Consider the following 17,450-nt stretch of genomic DNA (forward strand, 5'->3'; position numbering starts at 1 on the left):
AAATGGCGGCCTGAGTAGGCCGCCATCTGTTTTAAGCGCGACTTGGCGCGCGCTCCGCTTCAGACTGACAAACGGCCGCGGTAAATAAAATATCCGTTGAGGAGTTCAACGCCGTTTCGGCAGAATCCTGCAGCACGCCGATGATGAAACCTACGGCAACAACCTGCATGGCCAAATCGTTGGGAATACCAAACATATTGCAGGCAACAGGAATCAGCAGCAGTGAACCACCCGCCACGCCCGACGCACCGCACGCACACAATGATGCCACCAGACTCAACAGAATCGCGGTGGGTACATCCACGCTAATACCTAATGTATGCACCGCCGCCAGCGTTAGCACGGTAATGGTGATTGATGCGCCCGCCATGCTGATTGTGGCGCCCAGCGGAATGGATATTGAATAGGTATCTTCATCCAAACCCAGGCGTTTGGCGATAGCCATGTTGACCGGAATGTTGGCCGCAGAGCTGCGGGTGAAAAAGGCGGTTACGCCACTTTCACGCAGGCAGGTAAACACCAGCGGATAAGGATTACGGCGGATTTTGCTGTAAACCAGCAGGGGATTGACGACTAATGCCATCAGCACCATACAGCCAATCAGCAGCGTCAGCAGATGCGCGTATTGCCACAGCGCACCGAAACCGGTGGATGCCAGAATCGACGCAACCAAACCAAAAATACCGATCGGCGCGCAGCGAATCACACAGCGCACCAGCCAGGTTGCTGCGTTCGATGCATCATTTAAAAACGCACGCGTGCTGGGCTGGCTGTGACGGAAAGCCAGTCCTAAACCGATCGCCCAGACTAAAATGCCAATATAGTTGGCGTTCATTAACGCCGTAATCGGGTTAGCTACCATGCTCATCAGCAGACCGCGCAGCACTTCAGTAATGCCTGATGGCGGCGTAATTTCGGTGGTGCCTACCGCCAGCGTCAGCGTTTGTGGCATCAAATGACTGAATATCACGGCGACAACAGCGGCAAAAAAGGTGCTGAGCAGATAAAGCATGACGATGGGCCTGATGTTGCTTTTTTGGCCCTGCTTATGGTTCGCAATTGATGAAATGACCAGCACCAATACGAGTAAAGGCGCTACGGCCTTCAATGCGTTAACGAACAGATCGCCCAATAGACCAACGGCTAAAGCGGCATCATGTGAGAACCAGGCCAGAGCAATACCGGCAATCAGCCCGATCATGATTTGTTTTACCAGGCTTCCTGCGAACAGTGCGGCCAGACGTGCGGAGAGTGTTTTCTGCATAGTTTTTTCTGTATTTGTCGCGGGATGTAGCTTTAGTCGCGATCTATCCTGCGGCCAAAACGGTTTGCCCGGCGGAGTATAAGGAAAAGATCTGTTGAGAAAAGAGATAATTCCGCCAATGTGGGCCATGTCGAATTTTTATTATGCTGGATAAAGGAAGTGTGACAGAGATAAGGAATGACTGATTTTGCTGATGCAAAATAAAACAGGGGCAGAAGCTGCCCCTGTAGATAATTATTTCGAGATTTTCTTTTGGTCGTTTCTGTGGTTAACCCAGACGTTAACCAGCAGCGTTGAGGCGAGAATAGCGCCAATCACACCTAACGAGATGCCCACTGGGATATGGTAAAGATCAATAATCAACATTTTAATACCGATGAAGACCAGCACGATCGCCAGGCCATATTTCAGCATCGAGAAGCGTTCCGCCACGTTCGCTAACAGGAAGTACATGGCGCGCAGGCCCAAAATCGCAAACAGGTTAGACGTTAAAACAATAAACGGATCGGTAGTAACAGCAAAGATGGCCGGGATACTGTCGACCGCGAAGATGACGTCGCTCAGCTCAACCATAATCAACACCAGCAGCAATGGCGTTGCGAACAGTACCCCATTTTTACGGGTGAAGAATTTTTCACCTTCCAGCGAATCTGTCATACGCAGATGACTGCGTAACCAACGCACCACCGGCTTCTCTCCGACGCCACCTTCATCTTCTTTTGCAAACGCCATTTTCAAGCCTGTAAACAGCAAGAACGCACCGAAGACGTAAAGGATCCAGCTGAACTGCGTAACCAGCCAGCTGCCCGCAAAAATCATGATAGTACGCAGAACGATGGCACCTAACACACCGTAAATCAGCACTCGGCGTTGCAGGTTGGCGGGAATAGAGAAGTAGCTAAACAGCATCAGCCAGACGAACACGTTATCGACCGCCAGCGCTTTTTCAAGCACATAACCGGTCAGGAAGGCGAGGGTTTGTGTATTCGCGACTTCGCGACCTGCGCTTCCTTCGAGATACCACCAAAAGGCGGCGCTAAACAGCAGCGAGACGGAAATCCAGATCAACGACCAAATGGCAGCTTGTTTAAATGACATGGTTTGTGCGCCACGACGTCCCTGCAATAAGAGATCGATCGCCAGCATGATGAGCACAACCACTGCAAAACTGCCCCAAAGCAATGGCGTTCCTACAGTTTGCATAATCGTATCCTGTTTAGAAATAAAAAAGGCTGAAGTCAGAAGACATCAGCCGCTTATTTTGATGTAAGCAAACCTCGCCTTCCGGCAAGGTCTCACTTACAACACAGAATGTTATTCCAGGTTGCCTGATGACCGGATGCTTGCGCACCGTAATGACGATCAATCAGCTTACAAGTTACTCCCCTTTGCAAACCGTAAAGTACGGATTTCACGGACAGGAAGCAATCGCGGCCAGTCATATTTAGAAATATTTACACTCCACCCTGATCGGCTGGAAATATCACCCCGGTTTGCTGACGAATTTGAGTCAGTAGTGCGGCAGTAATGCGTGAAATTTCCAGCGCAGGATGATCAACCTGACGTTGTTCAACCAGACGCACAAAGGCTTCAGCCTCATAAAGCATCGTATTAATGTGCTGCGGCTGAGTCAGGTCTTGTTTATCGCCACCGCGCGGAATAAAGCTAATTTGCTGACATTCGGAGACTTTCTGAATGACTAACGCACCCGCTTCACCTTGAATTTCGCTGGGAAGGGCGGAATCGCTGACTTTGGAGTGCAAAATAGTTACGTCAAAATCACCATAATCCAAAACCACGACGCCATGTGCGTCGACGCCGGTATCCAGTAAGGTGGCCTGTGCCTGAACTTTTTCGGTTCACCCCACAACGTGATGGCGCTGGCTAAGCAGTAATAGCCAATATCCATAATTGAACCGTTGGACCAACGCGGATCAAAGGTATTAGGATTTTCGCCGTTGAGATAGCGTGGGTAGCGCGAGGAATACTGACAATAATTGAGCAGCGCTTTACGCAATTTCCCCAACTGCGGCAGCGCCTGTTGCAGCTGCAAAAAGTTAGGTAAGCTGGCGGTTTTGAAGGCTTCAAACAGGATTACCTGATTCTCACGCGCGCAGGCGATCATCGCTTCAACTTCTTTGAGATTAGAAGCCAACGGTTTTTCGCAAATCACATGTTTGCCGTGCGAGAGAAACAGCAATGCTTGTTCGCAATGCAGCGCATTAGGGCTGGCGATATAAACGGCGTCAATATCCGCGCAGGCTGCCAGCGCCTCCAGTGAGGTAAACGTCTGGTTGCAGGGATAATCTTCAATAAATGCGTCTGCCTGCTGCTGGCTGCGCGAATAGACCGCGCTGAGTTTCATGCTTCCGCTCTCATGAGCGGCATCAATGAACTGGCGAGTAATCCAGTTGGTTCCCACAATGGCAAAACGAATCACGATGGTTCTCCTGCAGAGGTAAAGCGGCAGAGTAGCATGTCCCACGTGTCACGCAACGCAGACGACCAATGTGAATTTGATCCTGCGATCCGCATTCCAATATTATGATCAAGCAACGGTTTATGGCAGAAAGAAGAGGCGCAGGTGAAAGGAAGTAAACACGCACTAAACTGGACCACTTTGTTAATTGCCATTCCGGTCGGCTTCGCTGCATCACTGGTTACGCTGGCTTTTCGCGGCATTATTGAGCTGATTAATCATCTGCTTTTTGGTAGCAGTAGTGAAATTACCGAGGCGATGCATGTCTGGCCGTGGATCCTCTGGCCGCTGCTGGTGGGTGCAGGTGGATTGCTGGCAGGGTTTTTCTTGCGTTATGCCGTGAACATTGAGCAGCAGCAAACGCTTAAAACTGATTATCTCGAAGTGATTAACGCACGGCTTGATGCGGTGCCGACGAAAACGTCGCTGTTTCGGGCGTTATCCTCGATTGCCAGTATCGGCAGCGGCGCTTCTATCGGTAAAGAAGGGCCGATGGTGCAGCTTTCAGCGCTGTGCGGCAGCATGATAGGGAAATTTTTGCCCGCCTCGCTGAACCTCAAAAACAGTGATGTAGTGGCAATGGCCGCTGCGGCTGGCCTCTCTTCGGTTTATCACGCCCCGCTGGCATCGGCGATTTTTGTGGCTGAGATCGCCTTTGGTATTTCAGCGCTTCAGCGCCTTATCCCACTCATTATCTCTTCTGCCGTCGCGGTCATGACAATGTGGACGCTGGGTTTTCGCAGCGCGCTTTACCCGCTGGCTGATGTTAACTTCCACATGGACGCCAGTAGTTTATTCATGACGGTGATTATCGGTCTCTGCGCCGGGCTGGCAGGTTGGCTGTTGATCACGTTGATTGCGCGCAGCAAAAAGTTGTTTAGCCGTGTTAGCTCGCTGCCGCTGCGGCTAGGCGCAGGGGTTTTGCGGTGGGTTTACTGGCGATCGTCTCAACCGATATTTTGGGTAACGGATATGAAGTCATCGTTAAAGTCATGGCGGGAAATTATCTGTTGCCAGGATTGCTGTTGCTGCTGGTATTGAAAACGCTGGCGACCAGTTTGTCGGTGGGATCAAATGCGGTAGGGGGCTATTTACGCCATCGCTGTTGATTGGCGCGTTGTTAGGTGTGGTGTTGGCGACGTGCGGACTGGCGTTGCATTTGCCCCTTGGTAATAGCTTGTTGTATGCCGCAATTGGTATGGCGGCGGTGCTGGCTGCGGTTAGTCAGGCGCCGCTCATGGCGATATTAATGGTGCTGGAGATGACGCTCAACAGCAGCTTGCTGTTCCCGCTGATGATTGCGGCAGTGTTGGCATCGATGGTGGTTTATCGCCTGCAATCCGCCAGTACCTATCCGGTCGTGAGCAATCATTTCAACCGTTCAGAAGCCAAATATGACTTTGATAATATGCGAGTGGCTGAGCTGATCATACCTGGCGCGGCCCTGAAACCCCAAGAGTCAGTTGGGCAAGCGCTGGCCGTGAGCTCGCTAAAGCGTGAGCGTTATGTCTATGTGATTAATGACGAGGGCGCGTTTCTTGGCGTGGTATCGATTCACGAAATATCGCGCAAAGTGCTGGCACAGGAAATTACGCTGGATTCGCCGGTACAGCAGGTGATGGATGACAACTTCCCCTGCGTTTATCAGAATCAAAGTATGCGAGAAGGCTGGGAAGCCTTCGCGCTGGTGACGCTGGAGCGCTTGCCGGTGCTCAATAATCCACACGAACGCCGCTTCCTGGGGGCGCTAACCAAAACCAGTCTGATTCAGAAAGCGCAGGAGTTTCTTTAAGCGGCGTTACCGCGCATGGCTTGATCGGTCATCCACAGGCGAGCGTCAAATTCGAGCTGGTGGTAATCTGGCTCCATGTGACAACAGAGCTGATAAAAAGCTTTGTCGTGCTCTTTCTCTTTAAGATGCGCCAGCTCGTGAACCACAATCATGCGCAGAAAAGGTTCGGGCGCCATACGAAAGAAGGTGGAAATACGGATTTCCGCCTTGGCTTTAAGGTTGCCGCCCTGCACGCGAGAAATGGCGGTATGTAAACCCAATGCATGCTTCATCACTTTAATTTTGTTATCCCAAATGACTTTACTGATGGGCGGTGCATTTCGCATAAAGCGGTTTTTAAGCGATTGCGTAAAGTCATACAGGGCTTTATCGCTGATAACATTGTGCGTATCGGGATACCGTTCTTGCAGAAATGTCCCTAAACGCTGATGTTCAATCAACGTATGAACCTGCTCAAGAATGGGCTCAGGATAACCCTGAAGGTAGATCAGTGAGGACATTAGGGATTCCCGGTGAAAGACAGTATACTGCGCCCCCTTTTTGGGGCGAAAATCAACCAAAGTGTACCATGCCGGAGAATTCATGAGCCAACTTGAACTGAACGATCGCACACTGATCCTGCATCGTTTCCCGCAGATGCGTGACGAAAGTCCGTTACAAGCCTGGGATGCGGCTGATGAATACCTTTTGCAGCAGGCGCTGCCAGAAGGTCCGATACTGGTATTTAACGACAGCTTCGGTGCGCTGACATGTGCGCTGAATCCCCGTCCGGTTTGGCATATCAGTGATTCATGGCTAAGCCAGCAGGCGACGCGTCAAAACCTGATTCTTAATGAACTTGATGATGGTGAAGTCCATTTCCTTGATAGCCTTGCGACATTGCCTGCCGCGCCAGCGGCGGTACTGATTAAGGTACCTAAAACGCTGGCCTTGCTAGAGCAGCAGCTGCGTGCAATACGTCAGGTAATCACCGCGGAAACGGTAATTCTGGCTGCCGCGCGTGCCAAGGAAATTCACAATTCGACGCTGCAATTGTTTGAGCAGATCATTGGTGAAACCAAAACTTCGCTGGCGTGGAAAAAAGCGCGAGTGATTTACAGCACCTTTACTCAGCCCGCTTTGCGTGAGCAACCGCTCACGACCGTTTGGCCGCTGGATGATACGCCTTACCAGATCCACAACCATGCTAACGTCTTTTCCCGATCCTCTTTGGATATTGGTGCGCGACTGTTTGTGCAGCATCTGCCTGAGAACATTGAAGGTGAAATTGTTGATTTAGGTTGCGGCAACGGTGTGATTGGGTTGATGGCGTTGGAACGCAACCCGCAGGCTGAAGTGCATTTCCTGGATGAGTCCTACATGGCGGTTGAATCCAGCCGCCTGAACGTAGAGATCAATCGTCCAGACGATCTGGCGCGTTGCCAGTTCCGCGTGAATAACGTGTTGAGCGGATATCCTTCTGACCGTTTACATGCGGTGTTGTGCAATCCGCCGTTTCATCAGCAGCACGCCGTTACCGATCATCTGGCATGGCAAATGTTCCGTGATGCCAAACGTTGCCTGCAATATGGCGGCGAATTGCGCATTGTCGGTAACCGCCACCTCGATTATCACCATAAGTTGAAAAAGCTGTTTGGCAACTGCACGCTGGTGGCATCGAATCAAAAGTTCGTTATCTTGCGTGCGGTAAAAATGCGTTAAATTTTAGATTGTTAATGCCAGTTGCGTTGCCTGTGCAATGGCGCGTCGCGCATCTAACTCCATTGCTACATCGGCACCGCCAATCAGTCTTACCGTTTTCCCACTTTCACGCAGCGCAGCTTCCAGCTCGCGCTGCGGCTCTTGCCCAGCGCAAATAATGACATTATCAACGGGTAACAGCACCACTTCTCCCTCTCGCCGAATATGCAGACCATCATCATCAATCAATAGATATTCAACGCCGCCCCACATCTGTACGCCGCGAGATTGCAGGCTGGCACGATGGATCCAACCCGTGGTTTTCGCCAGTGTTGCACCGGGTTTACCCGCTTTACGCTGTAACAGCCAGATTTGACGCGTTGACGGATGCGGATGCGGAGCGGTCAGTCCGCCGCGTTGCGTCAGGCTGCGGTCAATTCCCCACTCGGCAAAAAAGGTATTCAAGGACTCTTCACCGTTGGGTTTCGATAAATATTCTGCGGTATCAAAACCAATCCCGCCTGCGCCAATAATCGCAACACGGTTTCCGACCCGTTTTTTATCCTGAATGACATCAAGATAAGTGAGCACTTTAGGATGATTAATGCCTGGAATTAGCGGCGTACGCGGCTTTATACCACTCGCTAAAATCACTTCATCAGCATCCTTTAACAGCGCGATATCCGCTCGACAGGCAGTTTTTATTGTTACACCCGCCGCAGCTAATTGGTGGCTGAAATAGCGCAGCGTTTCATTGAATTCTTCTTTACCAGGGATTTGGCGAGCGATATTGAACTGCCCACCGATTTCAGATGCGGCTTCATAAAGGGTGATTTGATGACCACGCTGTGCCGCCTGTAAAGCAAACGCCATGCCTGCGGGACCCGCGCCTACAACGGCGAGGTTTTTCGGCGCTTCGCTGGCAAGCACGGGCATCAGTGTTTCATGACAGGCACGTGGATTCACCAGGCAAGAAGTTACTTTCCCGACAAAGATTTGATCGAGACAGGCTTGATTACAGGCAATGCAGCTATTAATGCTGTCAGGTTCGCCGCGCTGTGCTTTGCTGACAAAGGCGGCATCAGCGAGAAACGGGCGCGCCATCGAGATCATATCCGCGCAGCCATCCTGCAAAAGTTGTTCAGCGACGTCAGGATGATTAATACGGTTGGTGGTGATCACCGGTACAGAAACATGGGCGCGCAGACGCTTGGTCACCCAGGCAAAAGCGGCCCGCGGTACACAAGTAGCAATGGTGGGAATACGTGCTTCATGCCAGCCGATACCGGTATTGAAGAGTGTCACGCCGCACTGCTCAAGTTCATGGGCCAGTAATAACGTCTCTTCCAGAGAGCTGCCTTGATGAATAAGATCGAGCATCGACAGACGAAAAATAATGATAAATCTGTCGCCGGTTGCCTGGCGGACTGCACGTGTGATAGCGAGTGCGAACTGCATGCGCTGATTGAAATCGCCGCCCCAGCGATCGTCCCGTTGATTGGTGTGTTTAACCAAAAACTGATTTATTAGATAGCCTTCCGAACCCATGATTTCCACACCGTCATAGCCCGCTTGTTGGGCGAGGCGCGCGCACTGGGCAAAATCTGCAATGGTTTGCATAATTTCTGAATCGCTCATCGCTTTGGGGGTAAAGGCATTGATAGGAGCCTGAAGAGCAGAGGGGGCCACCAAATCTTTTTGATAGCTGTAGCGGCCCGTATGCAAGATCTGTAGGGCAATCTTCCCGTCATGTTGATGAACAGCTTCGGTTATTTGCTGATGCCAGGCGCATTGATCTTCACGAGTCAGCAGGGCGCCATGTGCCATGCCAACCCCTGTGCATTGGGTGAAATGCCGCCGGTGACAATCAGCGCAACACCTTCGCGTGCACGCTCGGCATAAAATGCAGCTAGCCGAGCCGCACCTTCAGCATGTTCTTCCAACCCGGTATGCATTGAACCCATCAGGAAACGGTTTTTTAGCTGGGTAAAGCCTAAATCCAGTGGAGAAAATAATGCGGGATAAGATGCATTGCGCTCAGTCATCATCACTCTCAAATAAGTGGTCGGATGAGTTTACTTTAGCGAGTTCTGTATTAAACAACAGGGCGACGATATGAGGTTGTGAGAGATATCAAAAAAGAGCAGGGTTCTGAGTCGCAGGCGACAGAAGTGGATTTCTGTCGTACAGGCACGGGAAGATACTCAGAACCCTGTAAAAGCATGAAGACCGGCTAATAAGATTAGCTCTGTTTGTAATGAATTCCTGTTTTCAATATAACCTGGTTTTTAATACTGAAATAAATCAGTATGATTTATGATAATCTGTGAACTGATAATATTCAGCAAGACCTGTCTCAATTAATGACCTAACAGGTTCCATTCCTGCGAGCCAGCTCGATAATTTCCACCAAGTTTTTAGTTTCAAGTTTTTGGAATATCTTTGTTTTATAGGTACTGACGGTTTTGTTGTGTAAACCCAGTTCACCCGCAATCATTTTATTACTTTTCCCCATGGCCAGTTGGCGAAGAATCAACATTTCCCGTGTGGTTAACTTTGACAGTAAATGTTGTTCACCTAAATAATCTTTTTTACGTTTAACCAGTTCAACCGGTAAGTAGTCTACGCAGTTATAGACACAACTAATGGCCGCAATCAGTGTTTGGATGTGCTCATGTTTTGAGACAAAGCCATTAGTACCGTTGAGAACAGATTGCATAATCAAGTTTTCATTACTGCTTTGACTTAACAAGATTATTTTAATGTATCGCTTTGATTTTACAATGTCGCGTAAAAAGGCAATACCATTATTATGTTTAAACTCAGGATCAAGAATCACAATATCAACGTGATGATGGGTTACTTCGTTTATCCCATCGTTAACAGTATTCACAACATCGACATACTTAAAGCCAGACATTAATAATAGGGCCTGGATACCCGATGAAACTAAGCGATGCTCATCGACGATGAGTATTTTTGCATTAAACATAACTTCCCCTTTCCGCTGGCACGATCAGGGATGCCAGGGATTATATATTTTTAAAATATTATCTCCTTGAGTTTAATTTTATGAATCGAGAAACGTCCCGATAAAAAATTATTATTTTACAACTAACTCAGTTGCATCACCCTTGAGAATTAATCAGTTGTTGATCGATATTTTTAATTTCATTCGTAATCTTTTCAATTAATGGCGCTAACGCAACCTCGTTTGTACGATTGTTTTCCAGCTCACGCCCCAATTGTTCAAGCACGGTAGCATTAAGTATTTGTGCGCCGCCTTTTAGCTTATGGCCTAACTCTGAGAGCGTATCGCGATCGGTGGATTGTTGTATCGCCTTCAGCAACGTTGCATGGCTGGTTTGAATACTTTGCAGCATCATTAGGTATCCGGCAGGATCTTTTTCAGCAAGTTGTGTCAGCAGAGGAGAGAAAAGGGTGTGTAGTTTGCCTCTCTTGGTGCTTTCACCAGTGGTGAAATTAACTGTTTTGACGCGGGTTCACCTGAACGTTTATGGGTGCACCGAGTAAGATAATTTTGCAGCGCTCCCAAATCCAACGGCTTGAATAAGCAATCATCCATACCGGCGTCAAGGCAGCGCTGGATGGTTTGGCGTTCAGCCGATGCAGTTAACCCATAAAGCGTAGCGGGCATTAAGCCGCGTTCAGCTTCTTCTTTACGTAAGGCGCGGGCAAATTCGAATCCATTCATGCCGGGCATATTGCAATCGGTAATGATCAAGTCAAAGCGCTGCGGATCTTCATTCCACACGGCTAACGCCTGCGAGGCACTTTCAGTCACCATGACTTGATGACCGGCGTATTCCAGTTGCTTACCCAGCAACAGACGATTTGGTGCATGATCGTCAATGATCAAAATCGATAACTGTTCTGGATGAGGCGACGCGTCGACAGGATGGAAAACAAATTCTGAGGGCTGGCTATGCGAAGCGCGAAAGGCGAAAGAAAAACGGATCCTTCCCCTGGTTCGCTCTCCACGCGAAGCTCTCCGTTCAGCAGGTCGGCCAGATGGCGACAAATACTCAAGCCTAATCCGGTTCCCAGTTGCTGCTGCTGACGCGATCCAACCTGAACAAAGGGCTCAAAAATCGCCTGTCGCTGCTCTTCGGTTAACCCACAGCCACTGTCACTGACTTCAACGACAAATTCACCGTAGCCGGCTTCTTCGTCAATACCCTGTATTAGCACGATGCTGACCGCACCTTGATCGGTGAACTTAATCGCATTACTTAATAAATTGGACAGAATTTGATTGAGAATAAGCGGATCGGTTTTGATCCAGCCTGTATTGACATCGATCTCGCACAGAAGCTGTAATTTTTTGTTGCTCGCCTTGGCGTAGAAAAGCGCTGCGATTTTATTGACCACATCGGGCAAATAAACGGTTTCAAACGTCGGCTGATGAAGCCCTGATTCGATTTTAGAAAGATCCAAAATGTTGCCTAACAAGGCCAGCAGCGCACGTGCGGATCCATAAGCAACTTTTACATTTTCTGATAGGTTTTCAGGATGCTGGCGGTTTTCCATTTCCAGCAGACCGATAATGGCATGGAGTGGGGTGCGAATTTCATGACTCATACTGGCCAGAAAATCACTTTTAGACTGGTTAGCTTTTTCAGCTTCTTCTTTTGCCAGTTGCAGTTCACGAAGTAAAACATTGCGCTCACTAACGTCAACCCAACCTCCAATAACACCCACAACCTCTTCAAGCCGATCGCGAAACGGCAATGTCCAGTGATAGAGCGAGTAAGTGTGTTCCTCAACGTTCACTTCAATATCGCGAATAACCACTTCGCCACTGAGTAAAGTCTGCTGGTAGCTTTGTTCAATGCTGTCGATCATCGCATTATGACCATCAACAATGTCTGAAAGCTTTTTACCTAGCACATCTTTCTCATCAACATTAAAAAAGCGGAGATAAGCTTTATTGCAGTCAACCAGCCGCATTTGCTTGTCACGAATACACATGGCAACAGGCGAATCATTAAATAGCGTGTGAGTAAAATTAAGCTGGTTTTTCAAGGCATTTTCAGCTTGGGTTCGCTTTTGAATGACCTGACGTAAATGGTAATTCCACAGAATGACGAGCAGCATTAACCCGGCAGAAATAGTGATTACCAGTAAAATGGTTTGCTTATAATTTTGCCATGAGGTGATTAATAAGGGCGTTTCCGCCTGACGCCATCCTGCCAGCAGCTTGAATAACGTTTGGGGTGGTGTGGCCAGTAAAGCTTTATCGAGAATTGTCACTAATTCAGGATGCTTTTTATCAACGCTTATGACGAAGCGTGCAGCCTCAACATCTAATGCTTTCTCGATAATTAGCACGTTGGAAAAACGGTTGTGCAGATGATAATCCGCAAAGATTTTTGGCAAGATTACGGCATCTATTTTCTGCGCTTTTAAATCATTAAGTGCCTCAAGCGGTTTTTCAATCGGTAAAATCTGCAGTCTAGGATATTGCTCATTTAACCACGCTTGTGTGGTCTCGTTTTTAAGAACGGCAACTCGATTACGGCCTGATAATGCACTCTTTTGCTTTTCTTTTATTGCCTTTCGCGTGACAACAACCCAATGTGAAACCAACCAAGGACGCGTCAATATTGTTGGATCTTTATCCGTTTTCTCCATGATTTTTAACGGATTAACGCGTGGCAGTTGAGCCTGGCGTGAATCATGAACAGTGGGCCCTGAAGTGATAAAGGTTAAATTTCCTTGGTGTGCGAGCATGTTTAATAAGTCTTGTGCCATACCTTGCGACTGCTGATCTTTTTCCTGTTTTATCAGTGGCATTAATTCTGTTGTCATGGTTGCCAAAATAGAGGGTGCATTTGCAGCCATGTCTCCTCTTCCGGTGTTAATCCCAGCGGATTGCTCTGCATGACATGACGTGAATTGAGCTGCCAGCGGTTAGCAATTTGCATACGATTGGCTAAGGGAATCATCGACATTGCTTGATTCACTGCTTCTGCCAACTCGGGGAAATGTGGGCTGATACCAAAACTGACATTCAACGGGACCGAGTTTTCATGGCGTGAAAGCGTTAAGGCATCGGAAAAAAATAGTGATTGAGATGGGTTAAAGTGGCTGCGTTGCCCAATACCTTGTCAGCCTGGTCGTAAATTACGGCTGCTACGGCATCATACTGGCTGGGATAATGTTGAGATTTTAGGGCAGTGAATTTCTGCAGCAACGAAGTATTTAATGTTTCGCTACCTGTCCAGGCCAGCGTCTCTACATCTTTCGAGGCAGAGTCCATGTTTGCCGTGATTTGGCCAATAACACTGTAATCCAGCAGCCATGGCGGCCCGGCGATGAGCTGTAATGCTTCTGGCGTTTGCTGAGGTTGATACAGGGCCATCAGCTGCATTTCACCGTTCTTAACTGCGCGTAACGCTTCCTCCTGGCTGTCAAAATGATAAAGCTCAAGATGAATTTCCAGCATGGTTTGCAACAGTGAAAGATATTCTGCTGCAATGCCCTCAAAGCGTCGGCTATCTGCATCCATATAAAGAGGCGGTTGTGGCTTCCCGGCGATAGCGACTTTGACCGTTTTATCCTTAATTTCCCTCTGCACAGAAATAGGCATGTGCAGTATCGGTTGAGCATTGTCGTATCCGGGCTGTAATTGCAGCGGACGTAACGCAGCATGCGTGTCCAGCACCGTAAGCATTACGCTAACAAAAACGAACAGCAGCGAGAAAATAACTTGCTTATACACAGCGGTTTCTCTTTATAGGAAAGTATAAATTAAGTTATTAAAAGATTTGAATAACTAATGGGGCGTGATTATAAGGAGTTCTAAGGAAATTATGAGCGCTTTCTCATTTGTTAGGCTTTTTTGCGACCATTCTCAAATTACTGTTATAGGATGGGCGTTTCTTGCGTTAAAAATTATAATTGATAGGCTGTGGCAATAAAATTGCTGCTTAAATTGCATGTTTAAGAAATGTCTTGTGTGGTCTTGTCTGTTTTCTGCGTCAGAATTTCTTTCGTCAGCTATGCGGCGAATTTAGCATCTGTTTGTTGGGTTTTATAAATAAATCAATCAGTAAAGATTTTCCTAACGGGCGGTTATTATTTGTAAATAAGATGTAGCAGGCTGTTGGGTTATTGCATTGGCGTGTTTGTACATAATGACGCCAATAAGAAATGAAAGCTGAGTTGCTTTTATTTTTTTATTTTTATTTAAGATGTCTGTTTCCTTATTCCAATGGCCGAAATCCTCACGGAGAATTTTAGTCTAAGAAGTTTCTACGCTTCAATTGGTGTGGTTATCAAATAGGGGTGAGTGGTTTCACTGTAACAATAGGAATTTAATGATGAACGCCCACAACAAGCCAGTACGTGTTGCTGTACTAGATGACCATCCTATGGTCCGCACTGTATTTGAGATGTGTCTGAAACAAGAAGCAGACATAGAACTAATCGGAACGTGGGGATCCAGCGGCGAAATTTTCAATCAACTTAAGCAATCCACTGTTGATGTGCTGGTACTTGATTTCTTACTTGGTGAGAACGAGTTAGACGGTTTAGCGTTAGTGAAACAATTAAGAAATCATTATCCGGATCAAAACATTTTAATTTCATCTTCAATGGAGAGCCCTGCCATTGTCAAAATGGTGCTTAGTGCTGGGGTAAAAGGCTTTATAGGCAAGAGTCACAAAATGCAGGAAATTATTCATGCAATTCGGCAGGTCGCTCAGGGGCGCTTGTATCTTTCCCAGGAAGTCGCTTACGAAGTTGAACATCTCTATGTAGTGAATGAAAAAGCGCTGCAAGAAAATTTCGATCTGGGCACCAAAGGCAATATGTATGAGAAGGTCAAACTTCTGAGCCCGCGTGAAGTTGAAGTTGTTCGCTGTTTTTTAGACGGGTTAAGTGTTTCACAAATCGCGGTAAAATTTAAACGGAGTCGCAAAACTGTCAGTGGCCAAAAGCAGTCGGCACTCAAAAAATTGGGATTACGTTCAGACTCAGAATTATTCAAATATAGCCATGACCTCATGTCTGGCAATTAACTCTAACGGCAGCGAGAGGCAACAGGCGAATCGCTGCCCATAAAGCAGTCACCTCGTTAAAATTTGGGTAACAGATTTGCCAATTTATTTATAGTGCCTTGGCTCTGTACGCCCTTTTTATTTCCGTCGAATCCACGAGAAGCGTGATTGATAATCACTATTAAAATGCGTGTTATAGCGATAACTTGAACCTGATTCTGCCATACAGTAAGTGCAAATGTTAACGTTCTCGATTTGCCTGTCCGGGATGCCCGCCTGAATCAACATCTGCTTCGCTAACTCAGGAAGATCAAACCAAATTCCGTTTTGATGGGGATTGGCTTGTTTGCGTTGAGCATGAGAATTTTTCGGCTGTGATTGATGCCACTTTATGTGCTGCGGCACGCCCTCTGTTCGTTCGATTTCTGCCAGCATGCTTTCCCCCAATTCATAGCAACAGGGCGCGATAGCGGGTCCGATAGCAACGTAAAGACTTTGTGGCGTCGCACCCAATGCACAGAGCTTTTCTACTGTGCGATAAAGCACGCCCTTGAGCGTACCTTTCAAACCTGCATGTACCGCAGCGACGTTTTGCTGTTTAGCATCTGCAATTAACACCGGTAAGCAGTCTGCGGTATACACCGCGACTGGCCTTTCATCAGTGGCAATTACACCATCGGATTCACAACGCTTGGGGGAAGTTCTGACTCGCTAAAACCACGTTCGCACTGTGACGCTGATGTCCGTAAGCCGCATCGGTGGGTGGTGGCATTCCTGCAGGTTGAAAAGCGTAATCGACCCAACCGAGTGAATTAAGCAACGGTGAGCGTGGGTTCACGGACATAAGAATCTCCTGTCATAACGGCGCGTGTTCTGCTGCCCACAGCTTACGTTAACTGCTACATTTTTGAAGCTTTACGCAAACTGACCTTTCACACCTTAAGGATGAAACGATGAAAACTTCAGCGATTTTCGCTGTTACCAGCATAACGGCGCTGCTGCTAACTGGCTGCGCGCAACCCGCTCAACGCCAGGCACAACAGCAGCTTAACCAACAAACAGTATCAGCAGTTAACTGGTTCCAGCAATCGGGTGAATATGAAGCGTTGACCTGGCAAGCGTTTAACAGCGCACGACTGGCATTTGATCATGCGCCTTCTCTGACGGGTAAACCTAAAGCAGTGATTGTCGATTTAGATGAAACCATGTTGGATAACAGCGCTTATAGCGCCTGGCAGGCGAAAGGGGATCAACCTTTTACAGCAAAAACCTGGTCAGCATGGACGCAGGCAAAGCAGGCTAAAGCAGTCCCTGGCGCGGTTGAGTTTGCGCGTTACGTTAACAGCCACGGCGGCACAATGTTTTATGTCTCTAACCGCGATCAACGGGATTACGCTGCAACCGTGGCCAACATGCAGCAATTGGGCTTTACGGGCGTGAGCGAGAAAACCGTGCGTTTGAATACCGAAACATCTAATAAGCAGGCGCGCTTTGATGCCATTAAAAATGAAGGCTACAACGTGGCACTTTATATTGGCGATAACCTGAATGATTTTGGCGGTGCAACCTGGCATCAAGGTAATCAACAACGCCGTGAATTCGTGAACCTCAATCATCAACATTTTGGTACGCAGTTTATTGTATTGCCCAATCCGCTTTACGGTGACTGGGAAAGCGGAATGGCTGAAAACTACAATAAGTTAACGCCTGAACAGCAGCTTTCGACACGCGCATCACGACTGGAAAGTTGGAACGGTAAATAATTCGTCAAGAAAAAGAGCCTGCGTTCTTCAGGCTCTTCTTAAAAATGGATCTGATTTACTTTTCTGCGTCACTATATCCCTGCGAATTAAAATACCTATCTCTCGCTTTAAATTAAACGCACTTCAAGCATAAAATTTTGGTAAACCGGTTTTTACCCAGTGCTTCTCGCTAATGATAAGTTTTTATAATTAAGAGTATTCCTAACACTAGCGCATCATTATTGCCCGTAATGAATAGCTCTATAATTAGTACGTGTATTTTTACGTCAATAGTAAAAATACCTTTGCGCTTTTTATCCCTTTCAATATCTTGAATTTAAAGTTTTTTTATTTATTTCTTTTTGCTTGCTTCCTGTTTAGCGCTTAATGATTTTTACCTGCCGCTGACATTAATTGAATTATTATTTACATTTGGAATTGTATTTTAATTACTTGAATCATTAATGGT

At 47.5% G+C, this 17,450-nt stretch carries 12 protein-coding genes and 4 pseudogenes; 4 read left to right on the forward strand and 12 right to left on the reverse strand.

Annotation, left to right across the window (positions count from 1 at the left end; translation table 11 throughout):
* Positions 1–31: 31 nt before the first annotated feature.
* The 3 genes and pseudogenes from sstT to KQP84_RS05645 form a co-directional block, all read right to left on the reverse strand.
* Positions 32–1,264 (reverse strand): serine/threonine transporter SstT, encoded by a 1,233-nt coding sequence (gene sstT / locus KQP84_RS05635; RefSeq protein WP_215845527.1) that lies wholly within the window; start codon positions 1,262–1,264, stop codon positions 32–34.
* A gap of 234 nt (positions 1,265–1,498) precedes the next feature.
* Positions 1,499–2,467 carry a TerC family protein gene (locus tag KQP84_RS05640; protein ID WP_215845528.1) on the reverse strand — a complete coding sequence of 323 codons (969 nt, stop codon included), beginning with the start codon at positions 2,465–2,467 and terminating at the stop codon, positions 1,499–1,501.
* A 251-nt stretch (positions 2,468–2,718) separates the two neighbouring features.
* Positions 2,719–3,704 (reverse strand): annotated as a pseudogene (locus KQP84_RS05645) (Gfo/Idh/MocA family protein).
* A gap of 144 nt (positions 3,705–3,848) precedes the next feature.
* On the opposite strand from KQP84_RS05645, the pseudogene KQP84_RS05650 reads away from it, so the two are divergent.
* Positions 3,849–5,535: pseudogene (locus KQP84_RS05650) on the forward strand (chloride channel protein).
* Here the strand turns inward: KQP84_RS05650 and KQP84_RS05655 are convergent.
* Positions 5,532–6,035, reverse strand: coding sequence for a M48 metallopeptidase family protein (locus tag KQP84_RS05655; RefSeq protein ID WP_215845529.1), 504 nt, complete (start codon positions 6,033–6,035; stop codon positions 5,532–5,534). The pseudogene KQP84_RS05650 and the gene KQP84_RS05655 overlap by 4 nt on opposite strands.
* An 82-nt stretch (positions 6,036–6,117) precedes the next feature.
* Between KQP84_RS05655 and rlmG the strand changes: the two genes are divergently transcribed.
* Positions 6,118–7,236, forward strand: a complete 1,119-nt coding sequence (gene rlmG, locus KQP84_RS05660) for a 23S rRNA (guanine(1835)-N(2))-methyltransferase RlmG (RefSeq protein WP_215845530.1) — start codon at positions 6,118–6,120, stop codon at positions 7,234–7,236.
* 3 nt (positions 7,237–7,239) lie between these two features.
* On the opposite strand, the pseudogene KQP84_RS05665 reads toward rlmG, so the two are convergent.
* The 7 genes and pseudogenes from KQP84_RS05665 to KQP84_RS05695 form a co-directional block, all read right to left on the reverse strand.
* A pseudogene (locus KQP84_RS05665) lies at positions 7,240–9,260 on the reverse strand (oxidoreductase).
* A 323-nt stretch (positions 9,261–9,583) separates the two neighbouring features.
* Positions 9,584–10,207 carry a response regulator transcription factor gene (locus KQP84_RS05670; protein ID WP_215845531.1) on the reverse strand — a complete coding sequence of 208 codons (624 nt, stop codon included), beginning with the start codon at positions 10,205–10,207 and terminating at the stop codon, positions 9,584–9,586.
* Positions 10,208–10,343: 136 nt separating this feature from the next.
* Positions 10,344–10,601 (reverse strand): Hpt domain-containing protein, encoded by a 258-nt coding sequence (locus KQP84_RS05675; RefSeq protein ID WP_215845532.1) that lies wholly within the window; start codon positions 10,599–10,601, stop codon positions 10,344–10,346.
* Between the two features lie 35 nt (positions 10,602–10,636).
* Complete coding sequence (locus KQP84_RS05680; protein ID WP_215845533.1) at positions 10,637–11,095, reverse strand: response regulator; 459 nt, start codon at positions 11,093–11,095, stop codon at positions 10,637–10,639.
* Positions 11,092–13,080 carry a hybrid sensor histidine kinase/response regulator gene (locus tag KQP84_RS05685; protein WP_215845534.1) on the reverse strand — a complete coding sequence of 663 codons (1,989 nt, stop codon included), beginning with the start codon at positions 13,078–13,080 and terminating at the stop codon, positions 11,092–11,094. Before KQP84_RS05685 ends, KQP84_RS05680 begins: the two co-directional genes overlap by 4 nt.
* Positions 13,044–13,253 carry a hypothetical protein gene (locus KQP84_RS05690; RefSeq protein WP_215845535.1) on the reverse strand — a complete coding sequence of 70 codons (210 nt, stop codon included), beginning with the start codon at positions 13,251–13,253 and terminating at the stop codon, positions 13,044–13,046. Before KQP84_RS05690 ends, KQP84_RS05685 begins: the two co-directional genes overlap by 37 nt.
* Before the next feature lie 29 nt (positions 13,254–13,282).
* Complete coding sequence (locus KQP84_RS05695; RefSeq protein WP_215845536.1) at positions 13,283–13,960, reverse strand: type 2 periplasmic-binding domain-containing protein; 678 nt, start codon at positions 13,958–13,960, stop codon at positions 13,283–13,285.
* A 598-nt stretch (positions 13,961–14,558) separates the two neighbouring features.
* On the opposite strand from KQP84_RS05695, the gene KQP84_RS05700 reads away from it, so the two are divergent.
* Positions 14,559–15,260: a response regulator gene (locus tag KQP84_RS05700; RefSeq protein WP_215845537.1), complete on the forward strand. Its 702-nt coding sequence runs from the start codon at positions 14,559–14,561 to the stop codon at positions 15,258–15,260.
* Between the two features lie 117 nt (positions 15,261–15,377).
* Here KQP84_RS05700 and KQP84_RS05705 read toward each other — a convergent pair.
* Positions 15,378–16,083 (reverse strand): annotated as a pseudogene (locus KQP84_RS05705) (purine nucleoside phosphorylase YfiH/LACC1 family protein).
* A 109-nt stretch (positions 16,084–16,192) separates the two neighbouring features.
* Here KQP84_RS05705 and KQP84_RS05710 point away from each other — a divergent pair.
* The gene (locus KQP84_RS05710; RefSeq protein ID WP_215845538.1) at positions 16,193–17,002 is read left to right on the forward strand and encodes a 5'-nucleotidase, lipoprotein e(P4) family; all 810 of its coding nucleotides are present in this window, start codon (positions 16,193–16,195) and stop codon (positions 17,000–17,002) included.
* Positions 17,003–17,450 lie beyond the last annotated feature (448 nt).

The organism is Candidatus Pantoea bituminis, assembly GCF_018842675.1.
GTDB lineage: Bacteria > Pseudomonadota > Gammaproteobacteria > Enterobacterales > Enterobacteriaceae > Pantoea > Pantoea phytostimulans.